Source organism: Pseudoalteromonas sp. 2CM39R (genome assembly GCF_023161845.1).
The window spans coordinates 575,075-590,577 of sequence record NZ_JALNTM010000001.1 but is presented as its reverse complement, the minus strand read 5'-3'; the positions used below and the strand labels follow the sequence as shown (position 1 = coordinate 590,577).

The 15,503-nt window shown below is 38.8% G+C and carries 22 protein-coding genes; 11 read left to right on the top strand and 11 right to left on the bottom strand.

Translation table 11 applies throughout. The features are described 5' to 3' along the window. Positions 1-2: 2 nt before the first annotated feature. From MTF66_RS02675 to MTF66_RS02625, 11 genes are all read left to right on the top strand, one after another. A complete protein-coding gene (locus MTF66_RS02675) occupies positions 3-434 on the top strand; it encodes a biopolymer transporter ExbD (RefSeq protein WP_248526279.1) in 432 nt (143 codons plus the stop codon). Continuing rightward, a complete protein-coding gene (locus tag MTF66_RS02670) occupies positions 434-1,288 on the top strand; it encodes an energy transducer TonB (RefSeq protein WP_248526278.1) in 855 nt (284 codons plus the stop codon). Before MTF66_RS02675 ends, MTF66_RS02670 begins: the two co-directional genes overlap by 1 nt. Positions 1,289-1,311: 23 nt before the next feature. Next, entirely contained in the window at positions 1,312-1,917 is a 606-nt protein-coding gene (locus tag MTF66_RS02665) for a biliverdin-producing heme oxygenase (RefSeq protein WP_248526277.1), read from the top strand. A gap of 46 nt (positions 1,918-1,963) precedes the next feature. Next, positions 1,964-2,359, top strand: a complete 396-nt coding sequence (locus MTF66_RS02660; RefSeq protein ID WP_248526276.1) for a YbaN family protein — start codon at positions 1,964-1,966, stop codon at positions 2,357-2,359. Between the two features lie 34 nt (positions 2,360-2,393). After that, a complete protein-coding gene (locus MTF66_RS38565; protein ID WP_248526275.1) occupies positions 2,394-3,275 on the top strand; it encodes an AraC family transcriptional regulator in 882 nt (293 codons plus the stop codon). 128 nt (positions 3,276-3,403) lie between these two features. Beyond that, the gene (gene fepB / locus MTF66_RS02650; protein WP_248526274.1) at positions 3,404-4,339 is read left to right on the top strand and encodes a Fe2+-enterobactin ABC transporter substrate-binding protein; all 936 of its coding nucleotides are present in this window, start codon (positions 3,404-3,406) and stop codon (positions 4,337-4,339) included. Next, on the top strand, positions 4,329-5,333 hold the full coding sequence (locus MTF66_RS02645; protein WP_248526273.1) for an iron ABC transporter permease: 1,005 nt from the start codon (positions 4,329-4,331) through the stop codon (positions 5,331-5,333). Before fepB ends, MTF66_RS02645 begins: the two co-directional genes overlap by 11 nt. After that, positions 5,330-6,373, top strand: a complete 1,044-nt coding sequence (locus tag MTF66_RS02640; protein WP_248526272.1) for an iron chelate uptake ABC transporter family permease subunit — start codon at positions 5,330-5,332, stop codon at positions 6,371-6,373. The genes MTF66_RS02645 and MTF66_RS02640 overlap by 4 nt, the downstream gene beginning before the upstream one ends. Beyond that, positions 6,360-7,184 (top strand): ABC transporter ATP-binding protein, encoded by an 825-nt coding sequence (locus MTF66_RS02635; protein ID WP_248526271.1) that lies wholly within the window; start codon positions 6,360-6,362, stop codon positions 7,182-7,184. Before MTF66_RS02640 ends, MTF66_RS02635 begins: the two co-directional genes overlap by 14 nt. Further along, entirely contained in the window at positions 7,177-8,478 is a 1,302-nt protein-coding gene (locus MTF66_RS02630; protein ID WP_248526270.1) for an NtaA/DmoA family FMN-dependent monooxygenase, read from the top strand. The genes MTF66_RS02635 and MTF66_RS02630 overlap by 8 nt, the downstream gene beginning before the upstream one ends. Beyond that, positions 8,471-9,220 carry a siderophore-interacting protein gene (locus MTF66_RS02625; RefSeq protein WP_248526269.1) on the top strand — a complete coding sequence of 250 codons (750 nt, stop codon included), beginning with the start codon at positions 8,471-8,473 and terminating at the stop codon, positions 9,218-9,220. The genes MTF66_RS02630 and MTF66_RS02625 overlap by 8 nt, the downstream gene beginning before the upstream one ends. A gap of 54 nt (positions 9,221-9,274) precedes the next feature. Here MTF66_RS02625 and MTF66_RS02620 read toward each other — a convergent pair whose 3' ends face one another. From MTF66_RS02620 to MTF66_RS02570, 11 genes are all read right to left on the bottom strand, one after another. Then, a complete protein-coding gene (locus tag MTF66_RS02620) occupies positions 9,275-9,676 on the bottom strand; it encodes a hypothetical protein (RefSeq protein ID WP_130167734.1) in 402 nt (133 codons plus the stop codon). Between the two features lie 802 nt (positions 9,677-10,478). Beyond that, positions 10,479-10,964: a hypothetical protein gene (locus MTF66_RS02615; protein ID WP_248526268.1), complete on the bottom strand. Its 486-nt coding sequence runs from the start codon at positions 10,962-10,964 to the stop codon at positions 10,479-10,481. A 129-nt stretch (positions 10,965-11,093) separates the two neighbouring features. Next, positions 11,094-11,393: a hypothetical protein gene (locus MTF66_RS02610; protein WP_123324716.1), complete on the bottom strand. Its 300-nt coding sequence runs from the start codon at positions 11,391-11,393 to the stop codon at positions 11,094-11,096. Positions 11,394-11,506: 113 nt separating this feature from the next. Beyond that, entirely contained in the window at positions 11,507-11,890 is a 384-nt protein-coding gene (locus MTF66_RS02605; protein ID WP_063529928.1) for a hypothetical protein, read from the bottom strand. A 97-nt stretch (positions 11,891-11,987) separates the two neighbouring features. Then, the gene (locus MTF66_RS02600) at positions 11,988-12,347 is read right to left on the bottom strand and encodes a hypothetical protein (protein WP_248526267.1); all 360 of its coding nucleotides are present in this window, start codon (positions 12,345-12,347) and stop codon (positions 11,988-11,990) included. A 109-nt stretch (positions 12,348-12,456) separates the two neighbouring features. Continuing rightward, positions 12,457-12,783 carry a hypothetical protein gene (locus tag MTF66_RS02595; RefSeq protein ID WP_248526266.1) on the bottom strand — a complete coding sequence of 109 codons (327 nt, stop codon included), beginning with the start codon at positions 12,781-12,783 and terminating at the stop codon, positions 12,457-12,459. A 123-nt stretch (positions 12,784-12,906) separates the two neighbouring features. After that, positions 12,907-13,326, bottom strand: a complete 420-nt coding sequence (locus MTF66_RS02590; RefSeq protein WP_199524110.1) for a hypothetical protein — start codon at positions 13,324-13,326, stop codon at positions 12,907-12,909. An 81-nt stretch (positions 13,327-13,407) separates the two neighbouring features. Beyond that, on the bottom strand, positions 13,408-14,019 hold the full coding sequence (locus tag MTF66_RS02585; protein WP_248526265.1) for a hypothetical protein: 612 nt from the start codon (positions 14,017-14,019) through the stop codon (positions 13,408-13,410). 98 nt (positions 14,020-14,117) lie between these two features. After that, a complete protein-coding gene (locus tag MTF66_RS02580) occupies positions 14,118-14,411 on the bottom strand; it encodes a hypothetical protein (RefSeq protein ID WP_248526264.1) in 294 nt (97 codons plus the stop codon). Between the two features lie 121 nt (positions 14,412-14,532). Continuing rightward, entirely contained in the window at positions 14,533-15,252 is a 720-nt protein-coding gene (locus MTF66_RS02575) for a hypothetical protein (protein WP_248526263.1), read from the bottom strand. Beyond that, positions 15,249-15,422, bottom strand: a complete 174-nt coding sequence (locus tag MTF66_RS02570) for a hypothetical protein (RefSeq protein ID WP_248526262.1) — start codon at positions 15,420-15,422, stop codon at positions 15,249-15,251. Before MTF66_RS02570 ends, MTF66_RS02575 begins: the two co-directional genes overlap by 4 nt. Between the last annotated feature and the right edge of the window lie 81 nt (positions 15,423-15,503).

The following is a 15,503-nucleotide window of genomic DNA, read 5'->3' as shown; positions in this document are numbered from 1 at the left end:
CCGTGTCTTTTAACTTACAACAAGATGATGAAGAACTAGTTGAACAACATGACATTAATGTCACACCGTTTATTGATGTTATGTTGGTTTTACTGATAATTTTTATGGTTGCCGCACCATTAGCAACAGTTAGTGTGCCTGTTGAACTACCCAGTATTGATTCTGAAACGAAAGCCTCTGAACAAAAACCAACTTACCTTACATTACAAAAAGATTTGTCTTTGGTTATTGGTGAAAAGCAGTCTGTCGCGAAAACCGAATTAGTTGAAGCGTTATTGCAGCAAAAAATCACTCATGAGCAAGCAATTTTAATCCGCGCTGATCGCAGTGTAGATTACGGGGACTTTGTTGATTTGCTGAATATTCTTTCTAAAGCGGGCTATAAGAACATTGCATTAGTTGGGCTAGAAAAAACACAAGCGAGTCAGCAGTAATGAGCATAATAGCTGGTCAGCCAACGCTTAGAACAGGCTATCGTAAATTACAGTTACTCTGTGTTTCAACAGTATTAGTTGTTCATCTGTTGGTTGCAGCTTACTTTATTATGAGTCCTGCAGTTGCTATAACACAAACGACACATGCCGCAATGCCTGATGCCGTCGTCATTAGTATGGTAGCCGCACCTAAAGTGCCAAAAAATGCGCTACCAGAGGGGCCTGAACAGCAGATGGCGAGTCAATCCTCTGCTGAAAGTAAGCCTAAACCCAAACCTAAAGAACAGCCTAAACTCGAGCAACCAGAGCTTATAGCCAAGCAGTCTGAGATTAAAATTACAAAGCCTAAAGTAACTAAAAAAACCAAAGTAGCTAAAGTCGAAAAAGTGCAAGAAACAGCTGTTGATGACACTAAGCCTGTTAAAGAGAAAGTTGAACAGACAGAACAAACTTCTCAGAACGACAGAGAAGTTGCACAGACTACAGCACCAAAATCAATTGATGCAGCTCCAGCAGAACAACGTACAGGCCCAGTTAGTAATGCATTTAGCAAGCAACAAGCTGAGGCTAAGCAGCGCTGGCAAATGCAATTATCAGCTCACCTTGAAAGACGTAAACGCTATCCTCGAATGGCAAAACTGAAACGTCAGCAGGGCGTGCCTTGGGTCAAATTTACAATGGATCGAGAAGGCCAAGTAATTGCAGTCTCTTTATTTAGAGCAAGCGGTGTGTCATCCCTTGATAAAGAGGTACTAGCTCTGGTCAAACGCGCAGAACCATTACCCTTACCCCCAGACGAAATAACAGGTACTACATTAACGCTCACCTTACCTGTTGAATTTTTTATAAATTAAATATTAGAAACGCGGAGTTAATCATGTCTTCATTGGATATGGAAACAATTAAAGAAAGCACTTTAACAGCCCAGCTGAAAGCAGAAACAACTTCTATTCATGATGGTTTAGATAAAGCGATTATGACTAAAAGGCCTTTTTCAAGCATTGAACGCTATGCATTGTTTTTACAAATACAGCTAGCATTTCATATTACGGTCGCCCCTTTATATCATGATAAAAGGTTTCAAGATTGCATTACAGGGCTTGCAGGTATGCAGCGCTTAGATGCTGTGTACGATGATTTATGCGATTTATCATTTAAGCAGCAGGCCGATGAAATTCTTAAGCAATACTCTGATAAGCGCACATTCTCATTTGAACAAGGCTTAGCGTGGTTGTATGTAGTTGAAGGATCAAACCTTGGTGCAGAATATTTATTAAAAGCCGCCAAACGTATTGATTTATCGGAGACATTTGGAGCTAGACATTTAGCACCTGCCGAACAAGGCCGCGGTGCAGCATGGCAACAGTTTTCTAATTCAATCAATAAAATAGAGCTTGATGATATACAAAGAAAAAATGCTCTTATTGCTGCTCAACAAGCATTTTCGTTTGTTCGTGAGCTAGTCGATAAAACATTTGCATAAGCCAAAAATAAAAATGAGCAGCAACAAAATAAAAAACGCACACGGAATGACTGAAGGTTCCAAAGTACTCAAGGCACTATTCTTTCTCACAGGTTTAATTTTTACAGGGCTTGGAATTATAGGTGCGATCCTACCCGTGATGCCTACTACTGTTTTTTTAATTGTTGCTGTTTATTGCTTTGGGCGCTCTTCATCGCGGTTCGAAGCCTGGCTTTTAAATCATCGTCATTACGGACCAACATTAAGAAACTGGCAACAATATGGCGCGATTTCGCGTAAAGTTAAATGCATTGCCTGTGTGGGAATGGCAGTAGGCTTCATATTATTTTATCTTGGTGCGTCACCATCATGGCCGCTTACAACAGCAGTCGCTTTGTTCATGCTATTGTCAGCTTGGTATGTCTTATCAAGGCCGGTTGCGAGCGAGCCTGAAAAACACTAAGCTAGCCACATAAAGTTATAACTAATTCAATATCGTGAAAAAACAGCAATGGAATTTAAAGCATCCTAAAGAAGACAAGCATTTGCGTACAGGACTCAATTTTCACTTTGGTGATGTGACCGAAACTGAAGATGCAGAGTATTTTGGCGCCATGTCTGATCGGTTTAGACTCATTGTTGTTTTAAAAGGTGTATCACTACTCACTATTGGCGATAAACAGCTCTCTCTTGGTGAAGATTTTAATATCAATATCGCTTTAGTATCGCTGCATCATGAAGAGTCCTTTTCGCGAAAATCAATTAAAGATAATTGTTGCCAAAGGATTAGTATTGGTATCAGCGAACAGTGGATGAATGAAGCATTTAAGCAGTATGCCGTCATTAACCAACTTCCCCATTTATATATGCTAGGCTGGAAAGCAAGTAAACAACTATCTGAGGTTGCAAGACAAATGCTATTCATTTCTTCAATGAATAGGCAAGCACATACTTTAGAACTGGAAGCCTGTGCTTTAAACTTAATTATTGAAGCAGTAAACCACTTTCATAAACAACCAATTTTTCCTTCTGATGATACTGTGCAAACAAGGACAAAAGCGCACAAGTTTTCTAGTTTATGTGATTACATCCGCAGCAATGTTCGAGAAAAGTATCGTATAGAAGAACTCGCTAAACGGATGAATATGACTGTTTCAACATTACAAAGACAATTTAAGCAGTCGCAGGGACTTACTGTATTTGAATTTATTCAAAAGGTTAAACTTACCCAAGCCTATTTAATGATCCAATCTTCTGATAAAAGCATTACATCTATTGCTGGCGACTTCGGTTATGATAGCCCTGCTAGTTTTACCAGTGCCTTTAAGCGCTTTTATCGCTGCACTCCTTCACAAGTAAGATCCAACTCAACCAGATAGATTGCCGTTATTAACAAATAAATTGCGTTTTTCTATAAAGCTTTTTTATCCCTTCCAAGTGATAATAATGATAACTATTACTATTTGAGTGTAGTGTTACCATATCTTTTGTTTGGTTGGATTTAATTATGATGTTTAAGCGGTTTATTAATTGTTGCTCAATATTATGCGTAATTTTTGTAACGCAAGTTGATGCAAAGCAGTGGCCTCGTAAGATTAATAATCCAGATGGTTCAACAGTCACATTATACAAAGCCCCAAAACGCATTTTATCTACATCCGTAACGGTAACAGGTACTTTGTTAGCATTGGATGCTCCTGTCGTTGCAAGTGCAGCAACCGTAACAGGTGGCTTTTTTTCACAATGGCAAACGGCTGCTGAACAGCGTAACCTAATTAATGTTTGGCCTGCTGGCACAATAGATATTGAAGCAGCCTATGCTGTTCAGCCAGATTTAATTATTATTTCTGAAAATGGTGCAGATTCGGCATTGGCACATATACAACTGCTAAAATCTATTGCCCCTGTTATGGTTGTAAATTACGGTGACAAAGATTGGCAATCCTTAGCCGTTGAACTTGCTCATGCGATTGGTTATGAAAAACAATCACAATTACTTATTGATTCGTTTGAAAAACGTATACGTGACGTTAAAAGTCACATCACTCCCCCTGCTGGAACAGCTAATGTTGTTAGCTATAATGGCGCAGGTTTACCCAATCCTATCGTGACCGCAACTGGCACCCATGCACGACTAATTAGATCACTGGGTTTTGAAATTGAAGAGCCAAAACAAAGTTGGCATTCAGGGTTACAGAAAAGTAACGATTTTGTGCGCGCTGAATTAGAACACTTAGTACTTTTAAAAAGTCCAATCACCTTTTTAATTCGTGCTGAGCAACCCACTGCAAATAGGTTTATGAATGACCCTGTATTAGCAAACCTAAACTCAGTTAAGTCAAGGCAAGTATACGGCTTAGGCGCCAATTCATTTCGGATCGACTATTACAGTGCAAACGAAATTCTGACCAATATTGAGCGTTACTTCAGCAATGAAAAATAGCTTTCTTAGTCTTGTTATTATTGCTATTTGTATTTTGTTGACTGGCATTATTGCTGGCTTTGCGTTGGGCAGCAAAGACATCAGTTTAACGAATACTTATACGGCTTTTACACAATTTGATCCTCAAAATAGTGATCATTTATTGGTTTATCATTTACGTGTCCCGCGCACCCTAATTGCAGCATTGAGTGGAGCTGCTCTTGCTGTTGCAGGGCTTTTAATGCAGTCACTGACACGAAATCCAATGGCTGATGCTGGCGTTCTCGGTATCAATGCCGGCGCCAGTTTATTAATCGTGCTGTTTATAGCAATTACAGGAGTCAGTTCAATTCACTGGCATATGGCGGCTGGTTTTAGTGGCGCTTTATTTAGTGTTGTTCTCGTTACTTGGCTGGGCACATTAGGGCGCAATTATTCGCCACTTCGAATTATCTTAGCGGGTGTGGCTTTTAGTGCTGTATTTTTAGCACTTACTCAATTAATTATTTTAAATAGTAATGAACAAGTATTTGATCAGTTTCGTCATTGGAGTGTCGGCTCAGTGGCTGGACGTAGCCTTCACGTATTATGGCCTTTAACTGTACTCAGCGTATTTTCGATTGTTTTCTCTTTACTGTTAAGCCGAGCTCTTGATGCATTGTGTTTAGGAGGAGAGCTTGCCAAAGCTGTAGGCGTTAAAACAGAGTATGTTTGGCTAATGACGCTACTAATTATTACCTTATTAGCAGGCTCAGCAACGGCTGCAGTCGGACCAATTGCCTTCGTAGGGCTGATGGTACCGCATATAGTTAGAGCTTTTTCAACACAAGACCATTGGAAGTTAATAATACTGGCGAGTTTAATTGGCGCCACTATTTTAGTGTTAGCTGATGTAATAGGAAGAATTATTTTCTCTCCTGCCGAAGTCAGCGCAGGAATTATCATGGCACTGATTGGTGGCCCTTGCTTCATTTATTTGGCTCAGAAACGGCATATTGGGGAGCTTCAATCATGAAGCGAATGAGTATTCGAACTCAGTTATGTAGTTTTCAGCTTTCAACGCGCAGTGTAATTGTGATTTTTTCCCTCTCAATTTTTACCGTGACCTTGCTTGTTTATGCTCTTGTTGCGGGGAGTAAAATGTTATCGCTAACTGATCTATCTGCATTTTTCCTTTTGCAACCAGTCGCAGACATTAAACAAATGATTTTAGTTGATGTACGTTTGCCTAGAGTATTAACAGCATTATTTGCTGGTGCCTCACTTGGTGTAAGCGGTGGTGTTTTTCAAACAATTTTGCGTAACCCTCTGGGCTCACCTGATGTATTAGGTTTAAGTGCTGGCTCTGCTTCAGGTGTTATTTTTAGTTTAATGTTTATTGGTCAATCAGCATTTTTAATTGCTTCAAGTGCGATTATTGGCGGCGTAATAACAGCATTTCTTTTATATATTCTCGCATTAAGAAGATTTGCCAACGATAGCTTCCGTTTAATTCTTATTGGGATTGGCATTGGAGCAGTAGCCACAGCCTTTAATGGTTTAATGTTAGTTAAAGGCGAACTCGACAAAGCAATGCTCGCAACACTTTGGATGGCTGGTTCTCTAGATGGGCGGACATGGCACCATGTTGTTTATGCAGCACTACCAGTGATGTTCATTTTACCTATATTAGCGTATTTACAACGAGCTATCTCTACTATCGAAATGGGGGATATGATTGCTTCTTCACTTGGTATAAATGTAATAAATACACGCCTAATTAGTTTACTGTGTGCAGTTCTACTGGTAGCACTCGCCACAGCAGCCGTTGGTCCAATTGCCTTTATTGCGCTTATCGCTCCTCAATTAGCTCTTAAATTAATGAGTAAAAGCGGCTTCAGCTTAGCAGGCTCTGCATTAATGGGGAGCGCTTTGTTACTCAGTGCAGATACTCTGTTACAAGCATTATCGCTTGACTCCCATTTTCCAGTTGGCCGAATGACAGCGGCACTTGGAGCTCTTTATCTGTTGTGGTTATTAGCTGGCCCAATGAGAAAACATTATGCATCAAAATAACTTTAATATAGCTTTAGAAGTTAAAGATTTAACTCTTTGCTATCAACAATACCATGCAGTGATTGAAGGTTTATCGCTGTCGTTTGCTGAAAACAAAATTAGTGTCATTATTGGTCCAAATGGTTGTGGAAAATCAACACTTTTAAAAACCCTCGCTAATGTAGCTCAGCCTAGCCAGGGCGAGGTGTTTTTAAATACTAAACCAGTTCATGAATATAGCCGTAAGGAATTTGCAAGCACACTTGGGTTTTTACCACAAAAAAACAATGTACCTTCAGGTATAACCGTGCGAGAGCTTGTTGCCAGGGGGCGTTACGTTCACCAGAGCTTTTTACAGCAGTGGCGTGAAGCAGATGAACTGGCACTAAAACAAGCGCTACAGTGGACTCAACTGACTAACCTAGCGGAACAACCTCTTGAAAGCTTGTCAGGTGGACAACAACAAAGAGCATGGATTGCACTTGTATTAGCTCAACAAACACCGATCATTTTACTCGATGAGCCAACAACTTACCTTGATATTGGTCACCAACATGAAGTTCTGAACTTATGTCGTTGGATCAATAAAACCCATAAGCGTACTTGTATCCTCGTACTTCATGATTTAAATCAGGCTGCTCGATATGCTGATCATATCATCGCAATGAAAGACGGAAAAATAGTCGCAACTGGCACGCCAAAACAAGTAATAACTCCCGAGAATATTGCAGAGTTATTTAATTTAAGTTGCTCCGTGATAACTGATCCAATAAGAAATACCCCATTAATTATTCCTGAGTTTGAAAATATAGAGGACATCCATTTTGAATGATCGGCAATTATGTGTTGGTTTGTCTTTAGCCGTTACTTGGTTTTCAGGTAACGCATGGCGAAGAAATGATAGCCACGTAGAGGACATTCTAAACCCTACTTACTATATAAATATTGCAAAGCTAGCAGAAAAAGCGCACGTTGATTTTTTATTTCGACCTGACTCTTTATTCGTTGATCCAAAAGCTCTGTCTCATTCGGTTGGTTTTTGTGCACTTGAACCAACCTTGCTTATGGCTGCAATAGCACCACACACCTCTCACATTGGTTTATTGACTACAGCATCAACCACATTTAACGAACCATACATTATCGCCAGACAGCTTCAATCATTACACCATATTAGCCATGGTCGAGCAGCATGGAACATCGTAACAGCACTGGATGGTCATCAGAACTTTGGTTTACCTCATATGCCAGATGTAGGAATTCGCTATGCCAAAGCAAAAGAGTTTGCCATGGCAGTAAAAAAATTATGGCGTAGTTTTCCTCATGAAGCCCTCACAATCGACCGTAATGAAGGTAAATTTGTGACAAGTGAACTCATTACTACACCTGATGTAAGAGGAGATTATTTTTCAGTAAAAGGACCTTTAAGTGTGCCCATGCACGATAGTGGCGAAGTTCCGCTATTTCAGGCTGGGGCATCAGAAGAAGGACGTGATTTTGCAGCGCAAATAGCTGACGGCATCTTTGCTGCTTGCCCTGACATAGATTCGGCTAAGTCTTATCGTGATGACGTAAGAGCTCGTATGCAAAAATATCAACGAAATCCAAATAAAGTAAAAGTACTACCAGGATTGAGCCTGTACTTGGCAGCAAGTGAAGAACAAGCAAAAGCGCTCTATCTAGAAAGTCAATCAAGCCTAGATATTAATCGTAAAAATCAATTTATCTGTGACTCTTTGGGGATTGATATCACCCAATTAACTGAAGAAACAGAAATTTGTGCATCATTAATTGGGCCACTCCCAGATCACGTTCGTAGTCGAACTCACAGTGAGTTATTACGTCGATTAGTCAAACGTGAAACACTGACTCTAGCTGAACTACGAAAGCGACCAGAAGTATCCGCTTCAGCACATTGGCAGATAGTTGGCACAGTTGAACAAGCTGCCGATGAAATAATTGAATGGTTTGAAAAAGATGCAATTGACGGGTTTATTGCGCTTCCTGGGGGAAGTGAGGAGAGCCTGAAATTAGTCTGTGAGAAATTACTACCATTACTCGCTGAACGGGGATACTTCCGCCGACAATACACCCATACTACGTTGCGAGGACATTTGAGTGAATAACAAAGAAAGCATGTTTAAAAAAACTCTTTTACCTGTGGAGTTCCGTGATGTAAAGGTGATTAATAGCGAACGAATCAATGATAACTTTATGCGGTTAACACTAGAAGGCGAATCTTTAAAATCATTCCAAAGCCCAAGCTTTGATGACCATGTAAAAATCATTTTTACAAATGAGAATGAAGAAACGGTAAGGCGTAATTATACTCCCCGTTTCTATGATTCAGAAACAGGCAGACTAACTATAGATTTTGTTATGCATCAAGACGGCCAAGCTAGTCGCTGGGCTGAAAACGTCAAATGTGGCGAGGAGCTCATCATTGCGGGACCAAGGCTTTCTGTTGAGATTAGTAATGATTTACCTTGGCAAATTCTGATTGGTGATGCGACAGCTCTTCCTGCTATAAATAGACGTTTAGAAACATTATCAACCAACAGCCATGTTGATGTTTTCTTACTAGATATCAAAATGCTCAGTCAATTAATGAAGTGCAATGCTTTTGTTACCGTGCATGTGTCAGCAAATGATGAAGAGTTCAAACATCAAATAGTAAATTTTGACTTACCTCAAGGCAATGGTTTGGTATGGGCAGCAGGTGAGCACAAACTTATGACATGGCTTAAAGATCATGTGCATAAAGCCAAATCACACCCAAAAACAGCCACACGAATTACTTCATATTGGCGAACTGGAACTGATAGCTTTCATGAAGAACATAGCGAACATATTACGCAAAAGTCCTAGTTTAATGCCTGATCATTCAAACATTAAGAAAGCGAACCCAAGGGTTCGCCAGTTTTAACTTTTTTCGATGATTTCTAACCAGCTTTCTTCAGCGTAACTGAAGAAAGTTGTTGGTTTAGTTAAGAATATCGCTTCGAACTCCGCTGAAAATAAATGACAGAATTCTTTTATTTGCTCAATGTACAGAAGCAAAAAAGCATACATTTCTACACCATCTAAATAGCGCCCTGAAAAATCAGGATTATCATCAAAAAGCTGCTTAGAGATGCTTATACCCAATACACTGCCTACCCTATCTCTGTGCATATAAATGTAATGGCTAAAGCTAAGTTCGATTAAATCGCTTGTAGACGCTTCATCAACATCTGCTAATAGCAAAATGGTTGAGTTGTCATCCCAAGGTGATTTACTCGCGCGTTGATACTCTCTGATGAATTGTGATTTTGATGTACTCATGAGTTTCCTCGTTAGTGTTTGACCTAACACTAACTAGGCTTGCGTGATGGTAACGATTGGTAAGTAACAGAGGTAAGTTTCATCTCTGTGTTACGCATTTATCATTCTGTGTTACGAGTTAATGGTACTGTGTTACGTAGTAATTTAAGAGAAAATCAAGGAGGGAAAGCGTGTGAAAAAATGCATAAAATTGATAAAAAAGTCGATTTAGTTAATACAATTTGCTTTTCCATCAAACTTAGTTAATACTTAGCTTTGTTGTTGATTAGTCAAAAATCACCAACACAAAAAAGAACACAGCAAAATTCAACTATTTGTTTTTCCTCATTAAATCCTGGCACCTAGTACTTATCACAGTTAATACATTTGTTATTGATGAGTAATGCCATGACACACCTTTAAGCACGATGATGGAGTATTGCCTTTAAAAGCTAATCTAGATTTCAAAAAGCAGCGAAAATTGCAGCCGCGTAATATAGATTGCTGCGAATGAAGTTTCTTTGATCTAGATCAAGTTTAAAAGTAGTTAAGATCCTTCGAGAGCGATATTTCAGTAGTAATGCAGTGAGATTATCTATCGAACCAAACTATGTGATGAGATAAGTGAGATGTTTTATGGTGACTAGATGAGTTTTCCGGCATGGGCAGAGTCATAAGGGCATAACTCGTTACTGGACAAAAACACGTTGAGTATTTAATCAGTAACGCCCGAATATGGGGCTGATAAAGCTTGGCTAAACTTGTGTAGCGAAGCGGAACTGAGCCAAGCTTTAGCAGTCCCACATTATTTGCTTGTTAGGTGCTACTTAAATGGTGAGTTGTCACACAGTTTCACTTGGGAAGAAGCGAACGACTCTATTTCATTAGCAAGCTTGACCCATGACTGTTCAACAGGATTATCGTTACACTGAGGCCATAGGCTGAACCTTTCACTGATTATTGGTAAAACACCATCTTTTAAAACTTCTCCACCATATACGATTCTAAATTCTGCCTGAGGTTCGTCATTACATCTATCGCTTTCATAATTCATTGAGTGTTTTGGCTTAGTAATGATGATTTTTTGTATTAGAACGTCAATATTTTTAAGTTGAGTAGGGGTTAACGAGCCAATGCAGGGAATTGTTTGAAAGTTTTCTGAATCATTAAACACAAAATTATTTTTTGAGTTGATCCATACGTCGCCGCGGTCACCCCAGTTACTCCAACTACTATATTGCACCACCCACTCTTGTGAGTGCAAAGACAAAGGAGCTAATAAAAGTAAGATAGGTAGTAGTATTCGCATATGCACCTAACGCCCCACTTAGGGGCACAAATACGCAGGCTATAATACGGAGCGAAGCGAAGGGAGCCTGCGTGTTTGTGTCCCAACGAGCGCCAGCGAGTGACTACAGTGGTTTGTTATACGTCATACCTAGAGTTTTAATTCCTCATCCACCGGGTCTTGGTAGGTTATAACGCTAAACCTGTTTTCTTGAGCATAATTAAATGCTTGTTGAAGCAAGGGTTTTGTAAGTTCTGCATCGCTAGCAACTTTTCCCGTTTTCTTGACGTCAATTTCATTCCAGCCTAAATCTCCTAGATATAGGGCAACATCCTCGATTATTTCTTTTAAATTTTCATCTCTGGAAAACATATTAAATGCATACCGCTTTCCCTTTTCGAAACGTCCATTTTCCTCAGTAAATTCAGCTGTTCCATGTAATACAAGCATTTGACTCTAATCCCTGGCGTATAACGCCGCAATATGGGGCGCGAAAAATCTTGGCTATAATAGGAACGGAGTGACGCAGCCAAGCTTTTTGCGTCCCATTCATTATTGCTTTGTTATGTTTCGTGCATATTTTCACAAAAACTCTCAGTATATTTAAACCCTTTACTTACTTGAGCTGAATCACCTAACGTAAATAACGCACCATCTTCAATGATTACATCAAATTTTATAGTTAAGTTTTGAGCTAAGGTAACACCTAAATTTTTTGCCCGCTTCCTAATTTGAGCGAAATCAGCTTTAAAATGGCAAGTTAACTCACCACAGCAGTATGTATGATTTTTTAAAAAGCTTAATTTCACCGTTACCAGAGAGTTTAAATTACTTAATGAAGTAACTTGCACCCCATAATTATTTTCGAAATCTTTGCCCGTAAAATAGTTTACGAATAAGTCATTAATGGTTGCGACTTCAGGTTGCATAATTTTTTCAAGAAACATAACGCCGCCATAAGGGGCAATAAAATCAGTTGGTTATACTTTAGCGAGGTACGAGCGACAAACCAACTATTTTATGTCCCTCGACTTTATGGCCTTGTTAGGTGTAAAACTGCACCTGAACTTCACCGTTAATGATTTCTAAGTTACCAAACTCGCCAATGACCTTAAACCCTTGATTTGTTTTGATTAACGAATCAATGTTGCCGTAATCACTTGAGCCATTTAAATCAATAGTTGGCGTGGTGAATTTTTGTACAGCAAGCCCTGAATATGAAGTGAAATTCGTAAACTTGATTTCGCATTTACGATAACAGGTATATTCATCAGATTTTGGCTCACGGTAATGAGGAGATTCAGGCCAGATACTAGCCTCTACCTGAAATATGATTTCCGTTTCATTTGCTGTCCAGCCAAGAACAAACGAATCATTGAAATCTATACCTTTAAAAATATCCATATACTCGACGATTTCGATTTACACCTAACGCCTCAATAACCGGCAGCTGAAACGCAGCGAAGCGTAGTGTAGGCTGTCCGGCGCCGTAGGCGCGTAGTTAATTGACTTGTTAGGCTGCTGAGCCCAAAGAAAGCCACTGAACCCCTTCATTAGTGCAAATATTAATACTCCCACAATCATGGATTTCGATGATGTGACCAAATGCTTTCCAAGATCGCATTGTGCCATTAATACTCCATGCTCCTTCTATGTTAAAAGAAGGTATCATCATCCGATATGTATAGTTTTGAAGTTGCTCTGAAGGAAGTGACGATTCTTCAACCGCATCCAGATGCCTTCTTAGAAAGGTATTGGCTTCTTCTGCATTTGAGGGTATTAAAGAGTCATTGCTCATATTTTTATGAAACTCTTTCAGCCTATCCTTTTTGGTTTTCATACAACTCCGATGTGAATAGAAATATGCCTAACGCCCCAATAAGGGGCTGATAAATGCTTGGCTAAACTGTGTAGCGAAGCGGAACCGAGCCAAGCTTTAGCAGTACCGTACTTAATTGGCTTGTTATATAGCACTTTTACACTGGCTGTCGCTATAAAAAGTTAGTCGTTTTTTAAACGTTTTAACTAGTTCAGCTTTTAGTAATTCAGCTAATTCTCTAGCCTTTTTTTCATTCCCTTTATTAAAGTCATATGCGGCCGCGAAAAAACAATCGTGGTTTAAATAGTTTTGAACAAATATATGGACGCCGTCATCCGAAGAATATTTAGCAGCAACTAAAACAGCAGCTTTTTCAGGGAGCATTTGTTCTCCACCTTCGTAGTTTTTTGCTAAGTTGTTGTTGAGAGCAAATGAGTCTAAATGTTTTATCAATTCTATTTTGTTGGCATCTTCAATTGAAAATTGTATACCACCTATCGCAGGGTGATGCTCCCTTGAGCAACCTGATATTAGAATAATTGAAATTAGTAACAGATAACGCATGACTTCCTTGTGCTATATAACGCCTCATTCAGAGGCAAATAATTGTTGGCTAAAATCGCGACGCAGGAGCAAAGCCAACTGTTATTTGTCCTGCTGTAATGACTTGTTAGGCATATTTTCACCCAACTTGTTTATTAAAGAATTTGGTACCATTATTTTAAACAAATCCAATGGTAAAAATTTACTGATTTCACGCATTGATTGATTATGCGATTTTGAAGTTCCGTAACTAATACCGGGATAATTTAAGGCTGTATTTGCAAAGTACGCAGCTTCCATAAGTAATTCCTTGATATCAATTTCGCCCATATAAACGGGTGGAACAAGTAAACGACCTATAGTAGTTCTTTGTAAGTTAACTTGACCAATATACTCACTAATTTCAGGGTCAGTATCTTTGCCGTATTCAAATAAAAAAGCCGAACCTTCAGAATACCAATCGGTTTCCATAGCGTCTTCCCATGAGATTTCACCTTTGCAAAGTTTCTCAGCAGCTTCAACACCTTTTCTACTACCAGAGTCAGGAAGTAGCTCCCAGATTCGCCTACAGCATTCAAGTAAGTATTTTTGAATAATAGTCATTGATTCCGGATCTTTAAGGTGTCCACGCTCTCTTAAAAGATAAATAATCTCCCAAGAGGATTCTTCACATGCTTGATCTACAGGTTGAATATTATCGACAGGGTTCACCATATGCCTAACGCTTGCCGTAAACGGCACAAAATTGCAGGCTAAAATTTGCGACGAAGGAGCACTGCCTGCTGTTTTGTGTCCTTTGTTTAACGGCTTTGTTAGTTGCGCTTTAGCTCTTTACGAAAGCAAACACCACACAAGGTAAGCTCTTTACCATATTTACTCTTAGACCAAGCTTCAAGTTCAGCCCTACTTTCAGAACAAACCTTAAAATATTCATTATTGGTGTAGTTAGTTTTCTTTGGAGATGTTACACATTTATAACGAGCCAAGTGTAACTTAGGGTAATCATCGACATTTTGTGGTTCATCAACGTTAAGAATAAAACCTGTATCTTTGTATTTAGTAGCCCACTGTAAGTATGCTTGCTCGTCTTGCACAAATTCTTTCATTCTTCACCTTTACTCCATGAGCAACTAACGCTTAGCTAACAGGCAAAATTAAATAAGCTAAAATCGAGCGAAGCGACGAGCTTATTTAATTTTGTCCTAGTTGAGTGCCTTGTTAGTTGCCTTAATCTTCCTCTGTAATATATAGATACTCAATATTTATATTTTTAATATCTTCATATTTGAGCATAAGTCTGTCACCTTTTATTTCATAAAAACGCTGGGGGCTAGAACTCTGAGAACCATCGTCTGATTCAATTGGCCTTCTCATTGCGTCTGATAAAACAACTCGGTCTAATTGTCCATTAGAATCAAGATAAAAATCTTCTAATAACCCGTAATAAAGAAATGCTGTGTTTTTAGACTCAACTAAGCAAGACAGCTTTATGATTTGGGCATCTTGTGTATCTGAAAGCTTCCCTTTCAGTTCATAATACCATGGGGTGTCAAATGAGAATTTAGAAGATTTATAAGGATTAAGCTTAAAAACTCCCCATTGAACAAGCTTGCCAAATAGGTAAGCAAGTATAAAAGACGAAGCAAAATAAAGTAAAACACGTGGAATACTGCGGTTAATAACCTCTAGATCTGTATCACTCAATGTTTTAGAGCTAGTCAATAATTTGATACAAAGCTCAAAATTAACTCCACTTCCTGATAAGGGAACTAAAACGTAGATTAAGAAACAATGTAAAATTAATGCATAAAAAAAAGCCAATGACGAAGAAACGTCAAATGGCTTCTTTTCTATATTAGTATTTTCTATTTTTTCGTAAGAATTCTGAAATATAAAGCCTGGAATGATGAGTAGTAAAATAAAAAACGCTGGAAAAGCTATATTCATGCCACAACATTCTCTTTAGGGGAATGTGTAGATACTCTGTATTTCTTACCATTAGACAATGTTATTACTGTAGACTCTTTTGAGCTACTTGAGATGAATTGTCTTAGTTGTTGATTCCCAGAAGAATCACTTTTAATTATTTTTGCTAAACTTCCTAATAATGCCTTCATAAGAGCTCCTAACAGAACCATATTTATTTATTATAGCTTACCTTAACAACAAAAAGTACACCACAAATGCTAAGGGGCAAC

Excerpts from the sequence above, each read along its gene's own strand:
- MTF66_RS02575 (WP_248526263.1), bottom strand. The coding sequence starts at position 15,252 with ATGAATATAGCTTTTCCAGCGTTTTTTATTTTACTACTCATCATTCCA.
- MTF66_RS02620 (WP_130167734.1), bottom strand. The coding sequence starts at position 9,676 with ATGAGTACATCAAAATCACAATTCATCAGAGAGTATCAACGCGCGAGT.
- MTF66_RS02570 (WP_248526262.1), bottom strand. The coding sequence starts at position 15,422 with ATGAAGGCATTATTAGGAAGTTTAGCAAAAATAATTAAAAGTGATTCT.
- MTF66_RS02645 (WP_248526273.1), top strand. The coding sequence starts at position 4,329 with ATGAAAAATAGCTTTCTTAGTCTTGTTATTATTGCTATTTGTATTTTG.
- MTF66_RS02610 (WP_123324716.1), bottom strand. The coding sequence starts at position 11,393 with ATGCTTGTATTACATGGAACAGCTGAATTTACTGAGGAAAATGGACGT.
- MTF66_RS02585 (WP_248526265.1), bottom strand. The coding sequence starts at position 14,019 with ATGGTGAACCCTGTCGATAATATTCAACCTGTAGATCAAGCATGTGAA.
- fepB (WP_248526274.1), top strand. The coding sequence starts at position 3,404 with ATGATGTTTAAGCGGTTTATTAATTGTTGCTCAATATTATGCGTAATT.
- MTF66_RS02615 (WP_248526268.1), bottom strand. The coding sequence starts at position 10,964 with ATGCGAATACTACTACCTATCTTACTTTTATTAGCTCCTTTGTCTTTG.
- MTF66_RS02600 (WP_248526267.1), bottom strand. The coding sequence starts at position 12,347 with ATGGATATTTTTAAAGGTATAGATTTCAATGATTCGTTTGTTCTTGGC.
- MTF66_RS02660 (WP_248526276.1), top strand. The coding sequence starts at position 1,964 with ATGACTGAAGGTTCCAAAGTACTCAAGGCACTATTCTTTCTCACAGGT.
- MTF66_RS02635 (WP_248526271.1), top strand. The coding sequence starts at position 6,360 with ATGCATCAAAATAACTTTAATATAGCTTTAGAAGTTAAAGATTTAACT.
- MTF66_RS02595 (WP_248526266.1), bottom strand. The coding sequence starts at position 12,783 with ATGAAAACCAAAAAGGATAGGCTGAAAGAGTTTCATAAAAATATGAGC.
- MTF66_RS02580 (WP_248526264.1), bottom strand. The coding sequence starts at position 14,411 with ATGAAAGAATTTGTGCAAGACGAGCAAGCATACTTACAGTGGGCTACT.
- MTF66_RS02640 (WP_248526272.1), top strand. The coding sequence starts at position 5,330 with ATGAAGCGAATGAGTATTCGAACTCAGTTATGTAGTTTTCAGCTTTCA.
- MTF66_RS02670 (WP_248526278.1), top strand. The coding sequence starts at position 434 with ATGAGCATAATAGCTGGTCAGCCAACGCTTAGAACAGGCTATCGTAAA.
- MTF66_RS02590 (WP_199524110.1), bottom strand. The coding sequence starts at position 13,326 with ATGCGTTATCTGTTACTAATTTCAATTATTCTAATATCAGGTTGCTCA.
- MTF66_RS02605 (WP_063529928.1), bottom strand. The coding sequence starts at position 11,890 with ATGTTTCTTGAAAAAATTATGCAACCTGAAGTCGCAACCATTAATGAC.
- MTF66_RS02665 (WP_248526277.1), top strand. The coding sequence starts at position 1,312 with ATGTCTTCATTGGATATGGAAACAATTAAAGAAAGCACTTTAACAGCC.